The 19,555-nt window shown below is 62.8% G+C and carries 24 protein-coding genes; 14 read left to right on the forward strand and 10 right to left on the reverse strand.

The annotated features are described in order from the left end of the window. Nucleotides 1-148: 148 nt before the first annotated feature. From CVM73_RS15520 to CVM73_RS15525, 3 genes are all read left to right on the forward strand, one after another. Entirely contained in the window at nucleotides 149-979 is an 831-nt protein-coding gene (locus CVM73_RS15520) for an alpha/beta fold hydrolase (protein WP_100232830.1), read from the forward strand. A 76-nt stretch (nucleotides 980-1,055) separates the two neighbouring features. Continuing rightward, complete coding sequence (locus CVM73_RS40670) at nucleotides 1,056-1,232, forward strand: hypothetical protein (RefSeq protein WP_208639208.1); 177 nt, start codon at nucleotides 1,056-1,058, stop codon at nucleotides 1,230-1,232. Between the two features lie 37 nt (nucleotides 1,233-1,269). Further along, entirely contained in the window at nucleotides 1,270-1,587 is a 318-nt protein-coding gene (locus tag CVM73_RS15525) for a c-type cytochrome (protein ID WP_100232831.1), read from the forward strand. A gap of 312 nt (nucleotides 1,588-1,899) precedes the next feature. On the opposite strand, the gene CVM73_RS15530 is transcribed toward CVM73_RS15525, so the two are convergent. The 3 genes from CVM73_RS15530 to CVM73_RS15540 form a co-directional block, all read right to left on the reverse strand. Continuing rightward, on the reverse strand, nucleotides 1,900-2,241 hold the full coding sequence (locus CVM73_RS15530; protein ID WP_100232832.1) for a phasin: 342 nt from the start codon (nucleotides 2,239-2,241) through the stop codon (nucleotides 1,900-1,902). A gap of 141 nt (nucleotides 2,242-2,382) precedes the next feature. After that, nucleotides 2,383-2,568 (reverse strand): hypothetical protein, encoded by a 186-nt coding sequence (locus CVM73_RS15535; RefSeq protein WP_100232833.1) that lies wholly within the window; start codon nucleotides 2,566-2,568, stop codon nucleotides 2,383-2,385. 308 nt (nucleotides 2,569-2,876) lie between these two features. Next, nucleotides 2,877-3,068, reverse strand: coding sequence for a hypothetical protein (locus CVM73_RS15540; RefSeq protein WP_100232834.1), 192 nt, complete (start codon nucleotides 3,066-3,068; stop codon nucleotides 2,877-2,879). A gap of 115 nt (nucleotides 3,069-3,183) precedes the next feature. On the opposite strand from CVM73_RS15540, the gene CVM73_RS15545 reads away from it, so the two are divergent. Continuing rightward, nucleotides 3,184-3,540 carry a hypothetical protein gene (locus CVM73_RS15545; protein WP_100232835.1) on the forward strand — a complete coding sequence of 119 codons (357 nt, stop codon included), beginning with the start codon at nucleotides 3,184-3,186 and terminating at the stop codon, nucleotides 3,538-3,540. 46 nt (nucleotides 3,541-3,586) lie between these two features. Here CVM73_RS15545 and CVM73_RS15550 read toward each other — a convergent pair whose 3' ends face one another. Then, complete coding sequence (locus CVM73_RS15550) at nucleotides 3,587-4,162, reverse strand: hypothetical protein (RefSeq protein WP_100232836.1); 576 nt, start codon at nucleotides 4,160-4,162, stop codon at nucleotides 3,587-3,589. A gap of 46 nt (nucleotides 4,163-4,208) precedes the next feature. Then, nucleotides 4,209-4,742 carry a GcrA family cell cycle regulator gene (locus tag CVM73_RS15555; RefSeq protein WP_100232837.1) on the reverse strand — a complete coding sequence of 178 codons (534 nt, stop codon included), beginning with the start codon at nucleotides 4,740-4,742 and terminating at the stop codon, nucleotides 4,209-4,211. Nucleotides 4,743-4,908: 166 nt separating this feature from the next. On the opposite strand from CVM73_RS15555, the gene CVM73_RS15560 reads away from it, so the two are divergent. Continuing rightward, nucleotides 4,909-5,517, forward strand: coding sequence for a S24 family peptidase (locus tag CVM73_RS15560; protein ID WP_027545883.1), 609 nt, complete (start codon nucleotides 4,909-4,911; stop codon nucleotides 5,515-5,517). A 104-nt stretch (nucleotides 5,518-5,621) separates the two neighbouring features. Then, nucleotides 5,622-5,897, forward strand: a complete 276-nt coding sequence (locus tag CVM73_RS15565) for a hypothetical protein (protein ID WP_100232838.1) — start codon at nucleotides 5,622-5,624, stop codon at nucleotides 5,895-5,897. Nucleotides 5,898-5,934: 37 nt separating this feature from the next. On the opposite strand, the gene CVM73_RS15570 is transcribed toward CVM73_RS15565, so the two are convergent. After that, nucleotides 5,935-6,909 (reverse strand): quinone oxidoreductase family protein, encoded by a 975-nt coding sequence (locus CVM73_RS15570; RefSeq protein WP_100232839.1) that lies wholly within the window; start codon nucleotides 6,907-6,909, stop codon nucleotides 5,935-5,937. A gap of 225 nt (nucleotides 6,910-7,134) precedes the next feature. On the opposite strand from CVM73_RS15570, the gene CVM73_RS15575 reads away from it, so the two are divergent. The 3 genes from CVM73_RS15575 to CVM73_RS15585 all read left to right on the forward strand — a co-directional run bounded on the left by CVM73_RS15575 (nucleotide 7,135) and on the right by CVM73_RS15585 (nucleotide 9,813). Further along, entirely contained in the window at nucleotides 7,135-7,335 is a 201-nt protein-coding gene (locus CVM73_RS15575) for a hypothetical protein (RefSeq protein ID WP_036007702.1), read from the forward strand. Between the two features lie 145 nt (nucleotides 7,336-7,480). Further along, the gene (locus CVM73_RS15580; protein ID WP_100232840.1) at nucleotides 7,481-8,428 is read left to right on the forward strand and encodes an AAA family ATPase; all 948 of its coding nucleotides are present in this window, start codon (nucleotides 7,481-7,483) and stop codon (nucleotides 8,426-8,428) included. Nucleotides 8,429-8,433: 5 nt separating this feature from the next. After that, a complete protein-coding gene (locus tag CVM73_RS15585) occupies nucleotides 8,434-9,813 on the forward strand; it encodes a vWA domain-containing protein (RefSeq protein WP_100232954.1) in 1,380 nt (459 codons plus the stop codon). Nucleotides 9,814-9,832: 19 nt separating this feature from the next. Here CVM73_RS15585 and CVM73_RS15590 read toward each other — a convergent pair whose 3' ends face one another. After that, nucleotides 9,833-10,015 carry a hypothetical protein gene (locus CVM73_RS15590; RefSeq protein ID WP_100232955.1) on the reverse strand — a complete coding sequence of 61 codons (183 nt, stop codon included), beginning with the start codon at nucleotides 10,013-10,015 and terminating at the stop codon, nucleotides 9,833-9,835. A 350-nt stretch (nucleotides 10,016-10,365) separates the two neighbouring features. Between CVM73_RS15590 and CVM73_RS15595 the strand changes: the two genes are divergently transcribed. Next, nucleotides 10,366-10,587: a hypothetical protein gene (locus tag CVM73_RS15595; RefSeq protein WP_100232841.1), complete on the forward strand. Its 222-nt coding sequence runs from the start codon at nucleotides 10,366-10,368 to the stop codon at nucleotides 10,585-10,587. A gap of 20 nt (nucleotides 10,588-10,607) precedes the next feature. On the opposite strand, the gene CVM73_RS15600 is transcribed toward CVM73_RS15595, so the two are convergent. Together CVM73_RS15600 and CVM73_RS15605 are read right to left on the reverse strand one after the other, a co-directional pair. Continuing rightward, nucleotides 10,608-11,981, reverse strand: a complete 1,374-nt coding sequence (locus CVM73_RS15600; protein ID WP_100232842.1) for a hypothetical protein — start codon at nucleotides 11,979-11,981, stop codon at nucleotides 10,608-10,610. A 73-nt stretch (nucleotides 11,982-12,054) separates the two neighbouring features. Beyond that, the gene (locus CVM73_RS15605) at nucleotides 12,055-13,338 is read right to left on the reverse strand and encodes an allantoate amidohydrolase (protein WP_100232843.1); all 1,284 of its coding nucleotides are present in this window, start codon (nucleotides 13,336-13,338) and stop codon (nucleotides 12,055-12,057) included. 388 nt (nucleotides 13,339-13,726) lie between these two features. Here CVM73_RS15605 and CVM73_RS15610 point away from each other — a divergent pair, with 388 nt between their 5' ends. Next, on the forward strand, nucleotides 13,727-14,212 hold the full coding sequence (locus CVM73_RS15610) for a nucleoside deaminase (RefSeq protein ID WP_100232844.1): 486 nt from the start codon (nucleotides 13,727-13,729) through the stop codon (nucleotides 14,210-14,212). 77 nt (nucleotides 14,213-14,289) lie between these two features. Here the strand turns inward: CVM73_RS15610 and CVM73_RS15615 are convergent, their stop codons facing one another. Continuing rightward, nucleotides 14,290-15,393, reverse strand: coding sequence for a hypothetical protein (locus tag CVM73_RS15615; protein ID WP_100232845.1), 1,104 nt, complete (start codon nucleotides 15,391-15,393; stop codon nucleotides 14,290-14,292). A gap of 571 nt (nucleotides 15,394-15,964) precedes the next feature. Between CVM73_RS15615 and CVM73_RS15620 the strand changes: the two genes are divergently transcribed. From CVM73_RS15620 to CVM73_RS15630, 3 genes are read left to right on the forward strand one after another with little or no spacing between them, the layout of a single operon-like run. Further along, nucleotides 15,965-17,536: an ABC transporter ATP-binding protein gene (locus CVM73_RS15620; protein WP_100232846.1), complete on the forward strand. Its 1,572-nt coding sequence runs from the start codon at nucleotides 15,965-15,967 to the stop codon at nucleotides 17,534-17,536. Further along, nucleotides 17,520-18,611 carry an ABC transporter permease gene (locus CVM73_RS15625; protein WP_100232847.1) on the forward strand — a complete coding sequence of 364 codons (1,092 nt, stop codon included), beginning with the start codon at nucleotides 17,520-17,522 and terminating at the stop codon, nucleotides 18,609-18,611. Before CVM73_RS15620 ends, CVM73_RS15625 begins: the two co-directional genes overlap by 17 nt. After that, entirely contained in the window at nucleotides 18,598-19,515 is a 918-nt protein-coding gene (locus CVM73_RS15630) for an ABC transporter permease (RefSeq protein ID WP_100232848.1), read from the forward strand. Before CVM73_RS15625 ends, CVM73_RS15630 begins: the two co-directional genes overlap by 14 nt. Nucleotides 19,516-19,555 lie beyond the last annotated feature (40 nt).

Raw genomic sequence — 19,555 nt, forward strand, 5'->3', positions numbered from 1 at the left:
CCTGTCCTTCGGGCGATCGACCCGGGATGCGGCCTTTTCACGGCCTTGCCCACAGACTTGCCTAAATTTAATCCCGTAACCTGCTCACGATCGCTCGACCGGGAGTTCCCAATGACCATGTTCAGTCAAAGGTGATTTGAAACAGACCATGAAGAAGGTGTTTGCCATCCTGGCGTTTCTCTGCGTCCTCGGCGTCGGGCAGTATTTCGTCGTCAGCCAATTCGCGATCCGCCATGAGACTTTGACCCTCTTCGACGCCTCGCGCCAGCGGCCGATCTCCGTCGAGATCGCTGTGCGGCGCGACTATGAGACCAAGGCCAATCTCGGCCTCTGGAAGCTCCCGCTCGCCATCATCAGCAACGGCAACACCGTCAAGGCGACCGAATATTCCTTCCTCGCCAACGTGCTCGCCGCGCGAGGCTATCTGGTTGCCAGCATCCAGCAGGACTTGCCGAGCGATCCGCCGCTGATGACCAATGTCGGTCAGCAGTATGTCGGCCGGCGTGAAGTCTACATCCGCTGCGAAGCTAACATTCTGTTTGTGCTGGGCGAACTGAAGAGACGGCAGGACAACGTCGAATACGACCACATCACCCTCGTCGGCCACTCCAACGGCGGCGATGTCTCAATGTATGTCGCCCATCAGCACCCGGAGCTGGTGTCGAAGGTGATCACGCTCGACAATCTGCGGGTGCCTTTCGTGCTCAGCGATCACATGAAGATCCTCTCCTTCCGCTCGAAGGACCCGCATTTCGTGACAGATCCCGGCGTGCTGCCGACGCCGGAAGAGGCCAAGGCACGCGGCATCGATATCATCCACACCGGCGCGCAGCACACGGAGATGAGCGATCGCGGTCCCAACATGGTCAAGGAGAAGATCCAGGAGACGCTCGACCGCTTCCTGCGTGACAGCGCCAGCAGCGCGCTCGCGCCCGCGGACACGAAGAGCCCAATGATCATGAACCCGGGTGACTATTAGCCGGGACCGCTTTGCGGCAGATCAAGGCGGTTTCAAAGCGGCGCGATAGAAAAGCCACATGGCGTCGGAGAGACACGTGTCGCACTATACCGAAAGTCTTGATACGAAAAGCCTTGTTCCGAAAGGCCTGGGCTTGCCCGCGACCAGAATGCCGGCATTCGCCCGGCATCTCTATCGTTCGACCCGCAGGCTGCTGCGGTCGATCATCGCCCGCATTGATCTCTCGCAGTTTCCAGGATCGTGCTGCGGATGAGCGCGGCAGCCACAGGCGAATGCAGGAAGATTGCCCTATGCCCCGGCATGTGAGACGGATTTGCCTGCTGCTTGGCTTAATCTCTGGCGTCGGCACGCCGTCCGCTCTCGCCGCTGATGCCGATCACGGTGCCGACCTTGCCAGGCGCTGGTGCGCCAGCTGCCATGTCGTGGCGAACGGGCAGACCCAGGCGAGCGCCGACGTCCCCTCGTTTGCATCCGTTGCGCGCAGGCCGGACTTCAGTCCGGAAAGGCTCGCTTTCTTTCTGCTCGATCCGCATCCGAAGATGCCGAATTTTCCGTTGAGCCGGACCGAAGCCGGCGACATCGCGGCCTACATCGCATCGCTACGTTAGAGCATGGTCAGGACCCGAAGGACCGCGTTAGCGCAAGATGTGCAGCGGTCTTCCGAAAAGATCATGTCAAACAATAACCTGAAGCGCGACGATGATCGGTCCTGATCTCATCGCGCTTTCGCGGTCGGCGAACGATCACGATCTGCCACAACTGCAAATCCCTGCCGGAGGACCGGCAGGGATCAGCAGAAAGGACGACGGACGGCGAATGAGATCATTCGGTGGCCCGTCATGGACCTGCGCCAGTATCGAAGCGCGGATCTCCACGCCACACAAGATCAACTTGTGGGCACGCTGTACACACACCGAGAATCAGGACTTGCCTTTGCCTGACTGCATGAGACTGCCGGTCATCTGGCGCATGTGATCTCCCGCGCTGGTGAACTGACTGCGCAGGAAATCGGACTGGATTCGCATCGCTTCCTGGAGGTCGGTGGCATGCACCAACTTGCGCGCATGCTCGAAGGCCGACTTCATGTTCTGCTCGGTGAAAGCCAGCGCCTGCTTCGACACCTCCGTCCCCGCACCGGGAACGGACGACATCGATTTGGTGGCGGCTTCAAAGAACATGCCGAATGCCTTTTCCGCCTGGTCGATCGTCTTCTCGGCCAAATCGCGCAGTTCGGCCGGAACTTCGAGCTTCGGTTCAATCATGGTCGCACTCCTCCCTTTTTTCTAACAAGTACCACACTTGCCGGACCGCCTTCCAGCGGCCAGCCTCGGAGGAACAACGCCGGCGGGCCCGGCTCTGGCAGGAAATGGAGAGAGACGGCATAGGTCGGCGCGCGGCCGGACTCAGGACAAGGGGTGCTCGGGAAGAGCTTCTTCGGTAGCGAGATCTTCGACCAGCTTGATCACTTCGAAACGCTGTCGAGGCGCGAGCTTGAGGAACGCGCGGAGCAGGCGCAGACTTTCGACAGTGCCGCTTGCAGGCACACCGAGCTTGAGATGCAGCTCAGCTGCGAAATTGAGGTTTTTCATCTCGCACCTATGACAAGCATCGGCCTTCGTGATCCACTCAAGAACCGAACGCCGCAACAGGACCTATTGCGACGAACTCTCGGCCGGGGGCCCGCCGGGTTGGCACGCTGAACTACTTCCAAGCGGCTGCCTCAACCACTTGGTTGTAACTATGCCAAGGAACAACCCCTCCGGCAAGCCCAACCGTGGGTGTAGCGATGCTTCGCCTGCATCGCACCACGGCGATTCCGGATAACAGGAATATCGACCGCCGTCACCCACCTGCGTCAACAAGCGGCATCGATCACGCCGACGGCTCCCGATCGCCGTCAGTCGGCGAGTGTTTCGCCTTGTTTCCGATATGAATGCGCATTGGCGCGCACGAATTGGCGATCTTTCAGCATATACACGTAATTGTTGAGTCCAATTTCGGCGGTTGCATCGCCAGCATGAAAGTCGACTTTGCGCCGATCCTTGCGCAGCTGTTCGCGGCAGGTCCATCGGCCTGGATATGATCCCATGAACCGCTGTCCGTGGGCGAGCGACCAAGCCGTTGCGGCACGGCCACGCAGATACGGGCGCCATGGCTGAGGACTCCACGATTTGGGCGCGCGTCAGCACCAAAAGGACGACGGCATGCTTTCTCGCTGCGATCTCATCAAGGGCGCCGCGGTCGCGCTTCTCACCCTTTCGATACAAGGCGCATGGGCCCAGGAGACCAAGATGAACCTGTTCAAGATCGTCACCATCAAGGACGAAATCGTCGTCGGATTGTCGGCGGAGGAGCTTCAGGCGCTCGGCGGCAATGATGCGAGCGCCGTTGCACACGCGCTGGCACAGAAGGGCGATCTCACCGTCTGGCAATACAACGTGCATCGTGGCCCGAACGGCGAATTGCAGCAGGCACCGACCGCCAAAATCGGGCTGTTGGCCAACGCCTCGCTCCGTGTCGAGCCCTACACCACGCCCTACCAGATTGTGCCTCATCCGTAAGCGATAGACAGGCGCGCCTGCGGCCGAGACCGCAGGCGTGCCGCATTCATCTGGGCCGCTCCGGACGCCGTGTCCCTGTCTCCGTCGCAAAGCCGTAGATTAGCGCCAGCCGGTCCAGGCATTCGCGGAAGCGCCGCGCAAAATAGTCCTTCCACCGCTGCGTACGGACGGCACGACGCTGCCCGATCTGATCCATGGTCAGACCCAGCACCAGCACGTCGTGCACCAGCGCGGCGCCGTCGGTGCCGAGTTCGCGCTCGACCCGGTCCAGCCGCAGCACCGCCTGACGCTGGCTCTCGGTGACGGGCTCGCGCGTGCCGGTCCCATCGACATATTCGCGGGTCGTATCCACCGCCTGAGGGCCCCGCTCCGCCCGCTCCCAATCGTTCTGGAAGGCGCGCCCACCGCGGTATTGCGCTTCGTCGATCTGGTGGTGCGCGTGCAGCCTGCCGAGCGGATCGCTGCGTATCGACCGGATGGCCAGGATCTTCTCGCCTGAATCGAGCGCGAGCGGATTGTCCACCTCGACCTCCGCCACCTCGGCGTTGAACGGCACCTCCCGCGACCGCCGGTCGTAGATCTGCGCCAATTTGTAGGGCTTGTTACGTCGGGCACGAGCCACTCGGGTACTCCTTGCAAGTCTGATGATTGAACCGACGGCTGCGCTTTCAGGGGGCCGAGACCAGCTTCAGCACGACGCGGCCCGCGACACGGGCGGACGCAGCCTCGGAACGGCGCGTCAGGCGGGAATGCGGCGTGCAATAGCTGGAGCCCGGCTGGCGCGGGTGGCCGCAGAAGGTGATCACCTCCCCGTCCTTGTCGCCGCCATAGGGATAGCGGCAGTCGGCCGGCTCGAGTTCGACCAGTTGGATCAGGCGCGGCTGGACGCCGACGCAGCGCAGCTTGACCCGCGCAGCCGGCTTCATTGCGGACTTCGGCGGCAGGTTCAGGTTCGGCAAGGCCGCCCGACGCGGCGAAAGCAGGCCGGGTTCACCCGGCAAAGACGGCACGATCGACGGAGCAGTCATCCATTCCGGCACGACGAGCCCGAGCCGCTTGGCGCGGCCGACCACCGCGCTACGCGTGTAAGCCGTTCCAAACCTTGCGTTAATCTGTCTTCCGATCTCCGCATAAGACATGCCTTTGAGAAAATAGTCGCGAAGCGCGTCGGAGTGCTCCGACGGCCAATGGCCCGGTTCCATGCTGCTGTCCTGTGATGCGCCTCCCCCCAACGAACGACCGGGAGACGAAACGTAGATTCCGTTATTCCGAACAACAAGTCAAGCAACAATTCTGATATTCATAATTGCATCAATTCCGAATTTCGGATTACAAGAGGCGAGACGGTGCGCAATCGAGGGAATCACCATGTTGGACGTTGCAATGATCGAGCGGGGCCTGGAGAAGACGGGCAAGAGCAAGGGCGGCCTGGCGGCGGCCATGGGCGTGCGACCCGGCGCGGTCTCGGAGATTCTCGGCGGCGAGCGCCTGGTGAAGGCCTCGGAAATCATTCCGATCATGGAATATCTCGAACTCAATCTGGCGCCGATCATGGGCCGCGTCGGAGCCGGCGCGGTGATCGAGCCGGACTATGAACAGGTTCCCCCGGAAGGTCTCGGCGACATCGCGCTGCCGTTCCCCATCATGGAAGAGACGATCGCATTCGAGATCGTGGGCGATTCGATGCTGCCCAAATACGAAAGCGGCGACGTGATCGTGGTCTATAAGGACCAGCGCCATCCGCTGTCGAGCTTCTACGGCGAAGAGGCCGTGGTCCGGCTCAAGACCGGCGAGCGCTATCTGAAGACCATCGAACGGGGAAAATCACCCTCTGTCGTCAATCTCACGAGCTTCAACGCCAAGCCGATCGTCGGCGTCAAGCTCGACTGGGTGGGGGAGATCTGCCTGTCCATGCCCAAGGGGCAGCTCGAGCGGCTGCGTGCGAAATCGGCGCGTCCTCGCAAGAAGGGCAAGTAAGAGAGACCTACGATTTCCGATTTATAGAAATCGCAATTGACAGAGTTACGATTTTCGGAAATACTCTGCCGCGTTCCCGACCACGGGGCGCGGCAGGATCGTTTATGCAATATTTCGTCGTGATGATCGATTATGGGCGGCGGGGCCGCGAGGCGGTGGTCGATCCCGAAATCACAAGGCGCGAGGTCATCTCCCGCATCGCCTCGGGCGAATACCGGAACATCTCGTTCATCCACGAAATCGTGGAGAATGCGGTCGAGGACGTGACCGAGGCCATCCTGACTGAGGCCGCCCTGCCCCAAATCCCGCCCGAAGATGTCGACCTCCAGGCAAACCGCCTTGATCACACCCGCGATCTGCGCAAGCACGAACGGACGTGACGCAGACAGGCGGTTTGCGTCACGGCCCGGCCGCGCATTAGACCAGAAGAACGGTTGATCCCGTGGTCTTGCGCGCCGCAAGATCGGCATGCGCCTTCGCGGCGTCCTTCAGCGGATAGGTCTGGCGAACCTCGATCTTCACCGCGCCGGACTTGACGACGTCGAACAGTTCGTTCGCCATCGCGACCAGATTCTCGCGCTTGGCGGCGTAGGTGAACAGCGTCGGACGCGTGACGTAGAGCGAGCCCTTCTGGGCCAACAGGCCGAGATTGAGCGGCTCCACCGCGCCGGAGGACTGGCCGAACAGCGCGGCGACGCCGAGCGGCGCGAGGCAATCCAGCGATTTCAGGAACGTGTCCTTGCCGACGGAATCGTAAACCACCGGCACTTTCTTGCCGCCGGTGATCTCGTCGACCCGCTTCACGAAATCTTCCCGAGTATAGATGATCACATGGTCGCAGCCATGCGCCTTGGCGAGCTTTGCCTTCTCGTCGTTGCTGACTGTGCCGATCACGGTCGCGCCGAGATGCTTGGCCCACTGGCTCAAGATCAGGCCGACACCGCCAGCTGCGGCATGAAGCAGGATGGTATCGCCCGCCTTCACCCGATAGGTCTGCCGGATCAAATATTGCGTGGTGAGCCCCTTGAGCATCATCGCCGCCGCGGTCTTGTCATCGACGCCATTGGGCAGCTTCAGCAGACGATCGGCGGGGATCAGCCGCGCCTCGGAATAGGCACCGAGCGGCGAAGCGCCATAGGCGACGCGATCGCCAGGCTTCAGATCGGTCACGCCAGGACCGACCTCCTCGACGACGCCGGCCGCCTCGCTGCCGAGCCCGCTCGGCAATTGCGCCGGATAAAGGCCGGAACGGTTGTAGATGTCGACGAAATTGAGGCCGACAGCGGTGTGGCGGATGCGCGCTTCGCCGGGTCCAGGCTTGCCGACGCTGACCTCCTCCCAGACCAGGACTTCCGGACCGCCGGTCTTGTGAAAGCGAATGGCATGCGTCATGGGCGTTGCTCCCTTATCGTTGAGGTGAAAGTCCGAACACCGGAACGGATTGTGAAATAGGCATTTGGTCCGCCCGTTACAGTATAGAAGCCGTAACAAGAATGTCACAGCGAACGACAAACGCCCGCCGTTCCGCCTCTGTTCGAGAGAGTTGATGAGGGCTCCGGGGCAACCGGCAGTAGCCTTTGCGCGGGGTTTGATGGTCGCCTGCGAAGGAGAGCCGAGATGCCAGCTTACGTTCAGCATCATCAGGACGTCGAAATCGCGCCAGTGAACTGCCCCACCTGTATGGGGTTCCTGCCGATGTATGTGCGCGAGGTCGAGCCGCATTGGAGCCTTGCCAAGATCGACTTCGTCTATGAATGCGCCGATTGCGGCGCCGAGCTCAGGCAGACGATCCGCAAGCCGGAGCTGCTGCGGCACTGATCGCGACCAGCGACCCGCTCAACTATTTGCGCTGAACGGAAAAACACCGCTCACGCGGATCTGATGTCTCCCAAACGAGGCTTGTTCTTTGCCGGGAACGCAGGCAGAACAAGCCTCAAAGCAAGACCTTTGGGAGCGCCATTTCGTGGCTGATCAGAAGGCCTCGACGTCGATCGAGGCAGTGGAGAGCGGCCTCGCCGCGCAGGGCTATATCGCGAGCCGGCAGATCGCGACCGCCGTCTATTTGTCGCAGCAGATCGAGAAGCCGATCCTGGTCGAGGGCCCCGCGGGCGTCGGCAAGACCGAGCTCGCCAAGGCGATCGCAGCCTGGCGCGGCATGAAGATGATCCGCCTGCAATGCTATGAGGGTCTCGACGAGGCCAAGGCGCTTTACGAGTGGAAATACGCCAAGCAGCTTCTCTACACGCAGATCCTCAAGGACAAGCTCGGCGAAGTCCTCGGCGGCGCACAGACGCTGCACGCCGCGCTCGACCAGCTCCATGATTTCGGCGACGTGTTCTTCTCCAAGGAGTTCGTCGAGCCGCGTCCCCTGCTCCAGGCGCTGGAGCAGCCGGGCGGCTGCGTGCTCTTGATCGACGAGATCGACAAGTCGGATGCGGAATTCGAATCGCTGCTACTGGAGATCCTGTCCGACTTCCAGGTCACGATCCCCGAGCTCGGCACCGTCTCGGCGATCACGCCGCCGACCGTGATCCTCACCTCCAACAGCGAGCGCGACCTCGGCGACGCGCTGAAGCGGCGCTGCCTGCATCTGCATATCGGCTTCCCCGAGCAGCGACTGGAGGAGCGCATCGTCGAAAGCCGCGTGCCCGGCATCTCGCAGACGCTGCGCCGGCAGATGGTCGGCTTCATCCACGAGATTCGTTCGCTGGATCTGAAGAAGCTGCCGTCGGTGAGCGAGACCATCGACTGGGCACGCGTGCTTGTGCTGCTCCAGGCCGCGGAGCTCGACACCGAGATCGTCAAGGACACGCTCAACGTACTTCTGAAATACGAAGCCGACATCGAGGCCGCAGCGCCACAGGTGACGACCTTCATTGCCAGGGCGGCACGGTCCAACGTCTTCGGTTGACGCCGATGCGCGAGAACCTCCATCGCTTCTTTCGAGCGGCGCGCGGCGTCGGCGTTCACGTCTCGCCTGCCGAAAGCATCGATGCGATGCGAGCAGTCGCACAGGTCGGCATCGCCGACCGCGCCGTCCTGCGCGACGCGCTGCTGCTGACGCTCGCCAAGTCGCAGGACGAGAAGCTCGCGCTCGGCGATTGCTTTGACCTGTTCTTCAGCCAGCCGGAACCGCGGCAGGAGCGGCCCGAGAGCGTCGACCAGGACACCTCGCAGGAGGCGGAGCAAGCGCCCTCTTCCGGCGCGGCCAGCGAGGCCGACGGCGGTTCGCCGCAACAGGAACAACTGGGCCCACTCGCCCAGATGCTGCTGTCGCAGGACCGCAATACGATCGCAGCCGCCATCGCCAGCGCCTCCGGGGCAGCCTCCCTGTCCGACATCCGCTACTCCACTCAGCGCGGTATCTTCTCCAGCCGCATCCTCGAAGCCATGGGCCTCCAACGCCTGCGCGACGATCTCGACGAGCTGACCGCGACCAACCCGGCACTGGCCGAGCGTCTACGCGCCGCGCTCGACGCCTTACGCGAAGCCGTGCGCGATACTGTCTCTCAGGGGCTTGCACTCTATGCCCGCGAAGAGGCAGAAAACCTCCGTAACGAGATCCTGCGCAACGCGCCGCTTGCCCGCATCGAGCGGCGCCAAGTCGCCGAGATGCGCGCCCTCATCCGCCAGATCGCGCGCCGGCTGCGCGAGCGCTATTCCAAGCCGCGCAAGCGCCAGCGCCGCGGCCATCTCGACGTTCGCCGCACGCTTCGCCGCAACGCGGCCTGGGGCGGCGTGCCGTTCCTCACGGCATGGAAGCGCAAGCATCGCGACCGGCCGAAGATCGTGGCTCTGTGCGACGTCTCGGGCTCGGTTGCGCAAGTCTCCGATTTCTTCCTGCTGCTGATCCACTCGCTGCACGAGGTGGTCGACGATGTCCGCTCCTTCGCCTTCTCCTCGCACTTGATCGAGGTCAGCGAGATCCTGGAATCGAAGTCTCCGGAGGAGGCGATGTCCGAGATCATGTCCAAGGTGGGTTTCGGCTCGTCGGATTACGGCTCTTCCCTGGTCGATTTCGAGAAAGAGTTCATGAGCACGCTGACGCCGCAGACCACGGTGATCGTGCTCGGCGATGCCCGCAGCAACAATCTCGACCCGCGCGCCGACATCTTGCGCCGCATCTCCGAGCGCTCGAAGCGGCTGGTCTGGCTCAATCCTGAGGGGCGGCTCGCCTGGGGCTTTGGCGATTCCGAGATGCCGCGCTACGCGACCTTTTGCAGCGTCGTGCGCCAATGCGCCACCGCACAACAGCTCGAGCGCGCGGTGTCGGATATCGTGGCGCCTTATCAGTGAGTAGTGATAGCCCCCAGCGTCAGGCGGCGTTCAGCTCGGCCTGCGCGAGATTGCACTCCCGAAAGTGATGCGCGATTTCGTCGAGCGCGCGCTGCTCCCACTCCTGAGCCTGTGCGAGCCAGAATACCCGACGCTTCGAATCGAGCGCTGCGCGCTCGCGGCACAAAAATTCCTGATTGCGAATTTGAACCAGCCTGTTCATGCACTCCACTCCTGCCATGTGAAGCCATTCCCCGCAAATCAACGTAACAGAGTCCTCAACCGTTCGTCTCATGATTTCTGTGCATATCGCGACGCGGAATGGGACAGCGATACTTCCCGTGCACTGCGGCAGTTCGCACCGCAACATCAAGCACCGATCATCATTTGGTGATCGAAGATCGGGACGGTGCTCGTGCGCGAACGATCTTAACTCTTGTGGCGCAACGAAGTGCGGCAATTTGTGAAGAGACATTCTAAACGACGCACCGAATTCCCGACTCATTGTCGTCGCATGGTTTTCATGCGGTGCCACTAACAGGGGCGCGCGACTGGACTATCGCTTGAGGCAATATGAGCAACGACGTCGACTTCGATCTTTCGCCGGACCAATGGGAAGCTCTGCGCACACTTCGCAATCCGACTTCGGGCGGCCGCCTCTCGAGGGCCTATCTGATCGAAAGCCTCGTCAAGCTCGGCCTCGTCGTCGTCAATGACGGCGTGCCGGCGATGACCCCCACGGGACGCAAGGTGCTGGTGCGCGGATCATGCCGGCTGCTGGATCTCGTGGCCTAATCGGTACATCACCGCTTGGATCAGCCATTCCACTGGAGGAGCGGTGTGCCATACGCCCTCCTCCAGACTGACAGGAAGCGCGGAAACCAGGAGTGGGCCACGGCGCCCTTATAGGCCCAGGTGCGATACTTCAGACCCTGCTCCGAGATCAGCTCCTGATAGCCGCCGTGAACCTCGGTCGCCGTTCGGATGTCCCTCAATATGCCTTGCGCGCAAGCCCGGTAGGCATCGCTGCCAGTGAATTCATCATAGTCCAGCATGCGATCTGCGAACTCGACGTTGAACGTCGGCCAGGAGGAACGCCCCTGATAAGCAGGTGCGGCAATCTTATGGATCATCTTGTTCCTGGGATTATCGGCTGACACCAGGAAATGAAACGTGCTGGGGATGCGAAACCGCGGTTCGGCGATGATCAGATCCGCCGTGGCCGCGAACAGCGACCGTTCGCTCGCATCGCTCATATCCCAAAAGCCGCGATGCACGCCGACGAAATCCAGCGCGACCGAGGAGGCCGGCGTCCCCGCCCGACCATCCAGGGAATGCCTGATATAGCCATCCTTGCCGAACAGGCGGAGCAGGTCCTTCTTGTACTGCGCGAGGTCGCGCCCGAGCAGCCGCTTCAGCTCGTTCTCCTCGACGATCCCGAGCTGCACGCTCCACACGAAGGTCGTGTAGACGGAAGCATTGGTCACGAAGCGCCTGCGTTCGGCGCGGGTGTCTGTTGCGGCGGAGCGAGGTGCGTGGACATCGCAAAGCAGATATCTGGTACCGTCATCATTGAAAGGTTCGAGCTCGCTCGCGAGCTGGAGCATCGCCCGCTTCAGGTCACCGCCATATTCGGCCAGCAACAGGCGGCCTGCGTGCGCGCATTGTGACATCGCCAGATAGGACGACGTCCTCTCCTCGGCAGAGATCATCTGCTGGAGACCGGCGAGAATGCCGAGCAGCGTATCCGAGGGCCGCGAGAAATAGTTCACGCCGAGATACCGGCCGCGTCCCGCCGGGACGATGGTCGTGGTGACGACGTTGGCGCGGACCGCCTCCAGCAGCAGGCGCACGCTCTTCTCGAGCAGGCGCACCCGCCGCACCGCGTCCTGCGAGTCCATGATCGTTTCAGGATCGAGCACGTCAGGGTAGAACCAGGCGAAGTCACGGGGATAATAAGCGGAGGCGTGCGGCGCGCCCGTGACGAGGAAGGCCTCGGTCGCCGAGAACGCACTGTCCATCGAGTGCCGATAGAGATCATCGATGGCCGACAACGAATGGGGCGATTGTCTCAGGAACCGATCACCGAGAAAATTGACCGCCTGAAGCGCGTTGGCGACAAAGGTCGCAGCCATGCCCTGGTAAAACCGGTTTCCGCGATGTGATGGAAAAGAGATGTCGCTGTTCATATGCGTCGATCGGCTCAGGTCTCGTGGTCCCGATGATGGCAGTCACCATTCTAATGCTGCCTGATTCGTATCTCTATCCGGTGACTTGCGGGCTCAAATTACCTTCCCGCGGCTTGAAATTCTCGATTACCCTGAGCAGCACCCGCGCGCCGGCGTCGGCATCGGCGAGCTCGACATGCTCGTCCGGGTGATGGCTGATGCCGCCGCGGCAGCGGACGAAGATCATGCCGACATCGGCAATGTCGATCATCGCCATGCCGTCGTGCCCTGCCCCGCTCGGCAGATCGAACACGGAAAAGCCTTCGGCTTCGATCGCCTGCGCGATCTGCTCCTTGAGCCACGGCGCGCAAGGCGCCGTGCGGTTCTCGTGGGTGACGTCGAGTTGAAGCGCCAGCTGCCGGCGCCTGGCGATCGCCTCGATCTGGCGGACGATATCGGCCACGGCGCGCTTGCGGTGCATGTCGGTGGGCGCGCGCATGTCGATGGTGAAGGATACTTCGCCCGGAATGACGTTGGTCGCGCCGGGCCTCGCCTGGATGTAGCCGACGGTGCCGACCAGGCCGCCCTCGTCGGTGCGGCAAAATTGCTCGATCGCACCAATGCATTCGGCCGCGCCGGCGAGCGCATCACGCCGAAGCGCCATCGGCACGGTGCCGGCATGACCGGCCATGCCGGTCAGCCGCGCGGCAAGGCGCGTGGCACCGGCAATCGCGGTGACGACGCCCACGGGCAGGTTCTGCGCTTCCAGCACGGGCCCCTGCTCGATGTGCAATTCGAGATAGGCAAGCAGCTCGCGGCGCGCTCGCGCGGCCGCGCCGATATGGTCGGGCTCGAGGCCGAACTGCACGAGCGCCTCGCGCATCGACACGCCATCGCTGTCGCGCGTATTCAGGACGCTCTCGTCAAAAGTGCCGGCCACCGCACGGCTGCCGAGCAAGGTCGAAGCGAACCGCACCCCCTCCTCGTCGGCAAAGCCGATCACCTCGATCGCAAACGGCAGGCGCTTGCCGCGGCGGTTGAGATCGGCGATGCAGGAGATCGCCGTGATCACACCCAGCGGTCCATCCCATTTGCCGGCATCGCGCACGGTGTCGTAGTGCGAGCCGAGCATCAGGCAGGGCATGCCCGGCCGGTCGCCTTCGTAGCGACCACACACGTTGCCGATCGCGTCGATGCGCGCGCTCATGCCAGCTTCGCGCATCCAGCTCAGGATGAGGTCCGCTGCCTCGCGCAGCTCCTTGGTGAGATAGATGCGGGTGAGGTTGTCACCTCCTTCCGAGATCGCGGCCAGATCGTTGATCCGACACACGATCATTTCGCCGAGCGATGCATTTTGAACGGCGTTAGCGGCGCCCATCTCGATAGTTTTCCTCTTCTTTGGACCGCGGCAGCTGCTGCCCTGGCGGCGATCGGTACGAATTCGGCGCCAACAAGATCACGCATCGGCGCCTGCCTCGACACGCGCGTGATTAGCATGAATGCGAGTGCGCACCAGACTGCCTCGCGGCAGTCACGCAGGCGTGCGGGCCAACGCCTGGAATAGCATCTGGCATTTCTTCCTTATTAGGATCTGGATGGCCGTATAATCAATACTTTTCAAGCGGTTATCCGAAAAGTGCCTTCATCGACAGCGCTCCGAACGGCTAGCCGTGATGTTCCACGGCAAATTGTGTATGAAGCACCGGACCAGCATGCCGACCTTCATCGGTCGGCCGGCGCATGGCGGGCACTGACCTGGAGCAGCGATGGACGGCGGGTCCGAACGTGACGAACACTTCCTGCGCCTGTCGTTCGCGGTCGCCCGCCGCTCGCTGGCCCATGGCAATCATCCCTTCGGTTGCATCATTGTCGCAGCCGACGGCGAGGTCCTCATCGAGAGCGAGAACGGGTACCTCCCGGATCATGACGGCACCGGGCATGCCGAACGTCTCGCGGCCACCCAGGCCTGCCGCACGCTCACGCGCGGGGTACTGGCGAAAGCCACGCTCTATTCGTCAGCCGAACCCTGCGCGATGTGTGCGGGCGCGATCTACTGGGCCGGCATCGGCCGCCTCGTCTATGGCCTCAGCGAACATCGCCTGCGCGGCATCACCGGCAACCATCCGGAGAACCCGACCCTCGACCTGCCGTGCCGCGCGGTCTTTGTCACGGGCCAGCGGCCGACGGAGGTCGTCGGCCCGCTGCTCGAGGACGAAGCTGAAGCGCTGCATGACGGCGTTTGGACGAAGTAGCAGCACATCCCAAAGGGGATGACGCCGCGGAGGTTTGACGCGGCGCCATCGTCCTTCACCTGCAGAGCATCAGGCGATCAGAACTTCACGGTGACACCGGAGTAGAGCGAGGACTCGGTGCAGGATCCGGTGCTCACCCTCCCACCACCGACGGGCGTGGTACAGCCGACTGCGAGGTTGTGATCGAGACCGAACTTGTTCTGCCAGTAGCGGTAGGCCACCCAGACGTCCACGAAGTGGGAGTATTTGTCACCCCAGGCCGCCTTCGAAGCATCGAAGGTCAGACGGATGGGCTCCGAATTCAACTCGACCGCGGTGTTGTAGACGCCGTTCGCCGGGCTGTAGGGAAGCGGCTCTGTGTCGGTGCCCTTCTTGCCGTACCAACCGGCGCGACCACTGATCGAGAAATACTGCATGTTCGGCGGCAGGAAGCCGAGGTCCATGTAATAGTTGACTTCGACAGCCCAAGTTGGCTTGAACGACGTGTTGCCGTCAGCAAGACACGTGACGCCGGGAACGCCCGGACCGAACAGGCCGCACTGGCTGAAGGAATTGTGGTTGGCAAACTCCCAATAGACCAGCGGCGCAACGTTGATGTAGCCCTTGTAGGGCAGGTCGAATGCAAACTGCAGACCGCCGACGACGTCGCGCTTGGCAGCGCCGAAATACCGGTTCTCCGTATTGGCGTCCATGCCGACTTCGAACGAGATGTTGCGCAGCGGCCCCGCGGTGAAGGCCTTGGTGTCGAAGAGCTCGTTCCAGCCGAAGGTCGAGCGGAACAGGCCATAGATTTCGGTCGCACCCGCGCACGTTGCCGGCGCGCCGAAGATCGTGCCCGCATTGGTGCATGGCCCGGCCGGATCATTGTGATCCGACTTGAACATGGAGATGGTGAAGAAGTTCGTGCCGTATGCCCAGAGGTCGAAATGCGTGAACGAATAGACCTGCTTGGTGGTCTTGCTGTCGATCGATCCATCCGGCCGGGTTGACCACGCGCCTGGCTGCGAAGCGTTGAAGATGTATGAGAACGTGACGCGGTTATCGATCACCAGGAAGAACGGAAGGTCTGGAGCCTTCTTGGCCGCCTTGACCGGCAGATCCGCCGCCTGAGCTAGGCCACCGGTGGCCAGCGCAGCAAGTGACAGCGCCGCTGCTGCCATTGCCGTGTAACGAAACGACATCCTGAATACCCCCTCGTTTGGACAAGCAAAAATGCACGCCCCTGGGTGCGACACTTGCGCCGATCACCCAGGGTGAGAAGCCTCAACTTTTCACATGGCGTGCCGCTTGTTTCGGCAGGACGCGACGAGTCATGGTCGAGATTGCAGAGCCCACGCACGCAGCGAGCACCGGAGGCAAGGATCACTTTTGCCGAACATTCCCTGATTGTTTTTATTCGGATTTTCTGGATCGCGCCGAATGCGATGCCGGGTTTGCGCAGCTGTTGCGACCGTCGCGCTCCAAGCGATGAACGGACCGACGCGACATTGCTCAACATGGCGTCAGGTCTGCACAGCGGGTTCCGATTTGGCTTGAACCGTCACAAATTTGCAACAGACGCCGCTCGCAGGCGCTATCGCGCCCTCAGTCCAAGTGCCGTTTGCGGAGCTGGTCGCTCAGAATCGATGACGAACCCGCTGGGCCGATCGTCTGCCGAAGCGTTGAGCAAGGGATGATGCTTTTTCACATCTTACGCCGCGGTTCAAACTGGCCCACTATCGAGGCACGTCACCCATGCAAGCGCATCAGCGAATGTTAGATCCGACGCCCAACGGCCAGAATTCCGGCGATTCCCCGCTCCTGAGGACGATCGGCCTCACCAAGCGCTATGGTGATTTCCTCGCCAACGATTCCATCGACATCGACATCTGGCCGAGGGAAATCCACGCCCTGCTCGGCGAGAACGGCGCCGGCAAGTCGACGCTGGTCAAGGCGATCTACGGGCTGATCCAGCCCAGCGCCGGCGAGATTCACTGGCAGGGCCAACGAATCGTGCTGTCCGGTCCGTCCGAAGCACGCAGCCGCGGCATCGGCATGGTGTTCCAGCATTTCTCGCTGTTCGACAATCTCACGGTTGCCGAGAACGTCGCGCTCGGCCTCGACGGCAAGGAATCCTTCAAGGACATGTCGGCGCGGCTGGAGCAGGTATCGAAGGCTTACGGTCTGCCGCTCGATCCCAAGCGCGAGGTCTGGCAACTCTCCGTCGGCGAGCGCCAACGCATCGAGATCGTCCGCGCCTTGATGCAGGATCCCAAATTCCTGATCCTGGACGAGCCCACCGCGGTGCTGACCCCGCAGGAAGCCGACCAGCTCTTCATCGTGCTGGAGCGGCTCAAGGCCGAAGGCCGTGCCATCCTCTATATCAGCCACAAGCTGGAGGAGGTGAAGCGGCTCTGCGACACCGCGACGATCCTGCGCGGCGGCAGGAGGGTCGAGACCTGCAACCCTCGGCTCGAGACCGCAGCCTCGCTCGCGCGGATGATGGTCGGCGGAGAGGTCAAGGAAGTGAAGGCCGTATCCGGCCGCAAGACCACTGTGCCGCGGCTCGTCGTCAACGATCTCTCGCTCGCCCCCGCCGAAGCACATGGCGTGCGGCTTGAGCACATCTCATTCGAGCTGAAGGGCGGCGAGATCCTCGGCATCGCCGGCGTCGCCGGCAACGGCCAGGACGAATTGTTCGCCGCGCTCTCCGGCGAGCGCCTCTCGAAGGACCCCGGAACGGTGGTGATCGAGGGCATCGCCGCAGGCCATCTCTCGATCACCCAACGGCGCAAGCTGGGCGCGGCCTTCGTTCCCGAGGAGCGGCTCGGCCACGGCACCGCGCCGCGCATGAAGCTGTCGGAGAACGCGCTGCTCACCGGGCACGCCGCCAGCGGCATGGTCCGTCGCGGCTTCATCGATACTGCGGCCACGTTGAAGACCGTCGACCGCGCGACGGAGACATTCGACGTCCGCAAGGCCAAACGCGATCCGGAAGCGGCAAGCCTCTCCGGCGGCAATCTGCAGAAATTCATCGTGGGGCGCGAGATCCTGCGCAATCCGGCGGTGCTGGTGGTGAGCCAGCCCACCTGGGGCGTCGACGCTGGCGCCGCCGCCGTCATCCGTCAGGCGCTGCTTGACCTCGCAACCGCGGGCGCCGCCGTCCTCGTCACCAGCCAGGACCTCGACGAACTCGCCGAGATCGCCGACCGCATCGCCGTGATGTTCCACGGCAAGCTGTCGGCTCCGCTCGCAGCAAGCGAAGCAAGCCGCGAAAAGCTCGGCCTTCTCATGGGCGGCAGCAGTCTGGAACCGAAGGAGGCCGCACATGCAGCTGGTGCTTGAGAAGCGCGCCGAGCGCTCTGGCACGATCGCACTGGTGTCCCCACTGATCGCGATTGGCCTCACGATCGTGACCATGGTCATCCTGTTCGCGATCCTCGGCAAGAATCCGCTGCTCGCCCTGCATGCCTATTTCATTGCGCCTTTGACCGACAGCTATTCGCTTCAGGAGATCGCGGTGAAGGCAACGCCGCTGGTGATGATCGCGATCGGGCTGTCGCTCTGCTATCTCGCCAATGCCTGGAACATCGGCGCCGAGGGGCAATTCCTGATCGGCGCCGTGGCCGGAAGCTGGATCGCGGTGAAGACGCAAGGCACCGACGCCGGCGCCTGGGTGCTGCCGGCCATGCTCGTCCTCGCCGCCGCCGCGGGCGCGCTCTATGCGCTGATCCCGGCGATCTGCAAGGTCAGGTTCGGCGCCAGCGAAATCCTGACCAGTCTGATGCTGGTCTATGTCGCCGATCTCTTCCTCGACTATCTCGTGCGCGGCCCCTGGCGCGATCCGCACGGCTTCAACTTCCCGACCACCGCCGAGTTCGATCCAGTGGCGACGGTCCCGCTGCTGATCGAAGGCGGCCGGCTGCATCTCGGCTCGATCATCGCTTTGCTTGTCGTCGCAGCGGTTGCCATCCTGCTCGGGCGCACCATCAAGGGCTTTGAGATCCGCGTGGTCGGCGCAGCGCCGCGTGCAGCGCGGTTCGGCGGCTTCAACGCCAATCAGCTGATCATCCTGACCTTCGCGGTCTCAGGCGCGCTGGCGGGCCTCGCCGGAATCATCGAGGTTGCAGGTCCGATCGGGCATCTCCAGCCCGGCATTTCACCGGGCTACGGCTTTACCGCGATCATCGTCGCCTTTCTCGGCCGGCTGAACCCGCTTGGAATATTAATTGCAGGCCTCTTCCTCGCATTGACCTTTATCGGCGGCGAGCAGGCTCAGATCGCGATGAAGATTCCGTTGGACGTCACCAAGGTCTTTCAGGGCATTCTGCTGTTCTACGTGCTCGCCTGCGATTCCCTCATCCTGTACCGCTTCAAGCTGGTCTTCCCAAACCGACAGGTGACCGGTGGAGCTGGTTGAGGCCATCATCCTCGCGGTGCTCGCCGCGTCGACGCCGTTGCTGATTGCGGCGACCGGCGAGCTCGTGGCCGAGCGTTCCGGCGTGCTCAATCTCGGGGTGGAGGGCATGATGATCGTCGGCGCGGCCTGTGGTTTTGCGGGCGCGTGGCTGACTGGATCGATCTTCATCGGCGCGCTGTTCGGCATCATCGCGGGTACGCTGATGTCACTGATCTTTGCATTGATGGCTCTCGGGCTTGCGGTCAACCAGGTTGCGACAGGCCTCGCGCTGACCATCCTCGGCATCGGGCTCTCCGGCCTGATCGGCGCCGGCTTCGTCGGCGAGCGCATCTCGCCGGCCGTGCATCTCCATATTCCCGGCCTCACCGACATCCCGCTGATCGGCCGCGTGCTGTTCGGCGAGGACGGCTTCGTCTATGTCTCGATCGCGCTGATCGTCGGCGTCTGGTGGTTCCTGTACCGCACGCGGGCGGGATTGATCCTGCGCGCCTGCGGCGACAATCACGTGTCCGCGCATGCGCTCGGCTATCCCGTGCTGCGCATCCGCACCTTCGCGGTGATGTTCGGCGGCGCCTGCGCGGGTCTTGCAGGGGCCTATCTGCCGCTCGCCTATACGCCGTTCTTCATTCCGGGCATGACTGCCGGCCGTGGCTGGATCGCGCTGGCGCTCGTGGTGTTCTCGTCCTGGCGGCCGGGCCGGCTCGTGGTCGGCGCCTATCTCTTCGGTGCAGTGACGATCCTGCAATTGCATGCGCAGGGCTGGGGCGTCGGCATTCCCTCACAATTCATGTCGGCGCTGCCTTACCTCGCGACGGTCATCGTGCTGGTCCTGCTCTCCCGCGCGCGCACGGGCGGCTCGACCGCACCGGCCGCGCTCGGCACGGTGTTCGTGCCCGACCGCTGAATTTCATTTCCGCGGCGTGCGCGATGGGGCGCGCGCGTTG

Source organism: Bradyrhizobium forestalis, from assembly GCF_002795245.1.
Taxonomy (GTDB): Bacteria; Pseudomonadota; Alphaproteobacteria; order Rhizobiales; family Xanthobacteraceae; genus Bradyrhizobium; species Bradyrhizobium forestalis.

Coding starts and splice junctions, on each gene's coding strand:
- CVM73_RS15520 (WP_100232830.1), top strand. CDS start 149: ATGAAGAAGGTGTTTGCCATCCTGGCGTTTCTCTGCGTCCTCGGCGTC.
- CVM73_RS15525 (WP_100232831.1), top strand. CDS start 1,270: ATGCCCCGGCATGTGAGACGGATTTGCCTGCTGCTTGGCTTAATCTCT.
- CVM73_RS15530 (WP_100232832.1), bottom strand. CDS start 2,241: ATGATTGAACCGAAGCTCGAAGTTCCGGCCGAACTGCGCGATTTGGCC.
- CVM73_RS15535 (WP_100232833.1), bottom strand. CDS start 2,568: ATGAAAAACCTCAATTTCGCAGCTGAGCTGCATCTCAAGCTCGGTGTG.
- CVM73_RS15540 (WP_100232834.1), bottom strand. CDS start 3,068: ATGGGATCATATCCAGGCCGATGGACCTGCCGCGAACAGCTGCGCAAG.
- CVM73_RS15545 (WP_100232835.1), top strand. CDS start 3,184: ATGCTTTCTCGCTGCGATCTCATCAAGGGCGCCGCGGTCGCGCTTCTC.
- CVM73_RS15555 (WP_100232837.1), bottom strand. CDS start 4,742: ATGGAACCGGGCCATTGGCCGTCGGAGCACTCCGACGCGCTTCGCGAC.
- CVM73_RS15560 (WP_027545883.1), top strand. CDS start 4,909: ATGTTGGACGTTGCAATGATCGAGCGGGGCCTGGAGAAGACGGGCAAG.
- CVM73_RS15565 (WP_100232838.1), top strand. CDS start 5,622: ATGCAATATTTCGTCGTGATGATCGATTATGGGCGGCGGGGCCGCGAG.
- CVM73_RS15570 (WP_100232839.1), bottom strand. CDS start 6,909: ATGACGCATGCCATTCGCTTTCACAAGACCGGCGGTCCGGAAGTCCTG.
- CVM73_RS15575 (WP_036007702.1), top strand. CDS start 7,135: ATGCCAGCTTACGTTCAGCATCATCAGGACGTCGAAATCGCGCCAGTG.
- CVM73_RS15585 (WP_100232954.1), top strand. CDS start 8,434: ATGCGCGAGAACCTCCATCGCTTCTTTCGAGCGGCGCGCGGCGTCGGC.
- CVM73_RS15590 (WP_100232955.1), bottom strand. CDS start 10,015: ATGAACAGGCTGGTTCAAATTCGCAATCAGGAATTTTTGTGCCGCGAG.
- CVM73_RS15595 (WP_100232841.1), top strand. CDS start 10,366: ATGAGCAACGACGTCGACTTCGATCTTTCGCCGGACCAATGGGAAGCT.
- CVM73_RS15600 (WP_100232842.1), bottom strand. CDS start 11,981: ATGAACAGCGACATCTCTTTTCCATCACATCGCGGAAACCGGTTTTAC.
- CVM73_RS15605 (WP_100232843.1), bottom strand. CDS start 13,338: ATGGGCGCCGCTAACGCCGTTCAAAATGCATCGCTCGGCGAAATGATC.
- CVM73_RS15610 (WP_100232844.1), top strand. CDS start 13,727: ATGGACGGCGGGTCCGAACGTGACGAACACTTCCTGCGCCTGTCGTTC.
- CVM73_RS15615 (WP_100232845.1), bottom strand. CDS start 15,393: ATGTCGTTTCGTTACACGGCAATGGCAGCAGCGGCGCTGTCACTTGCT.
- CVM73_RS15620 (WP_100232846.1), top strand. CDS start 15,965: ATGTTAGATCCGACGCCCAACGGCCAGAATTCCGGCGATTCCCCGCTC.
- CVM73_RS15625 (WP_100232847.1), top strand. CDS start 17,520: ATGCAGCTGGTGCTTGAGAAGCGCGCCGAGCGCTCTGGCACGATCGCA.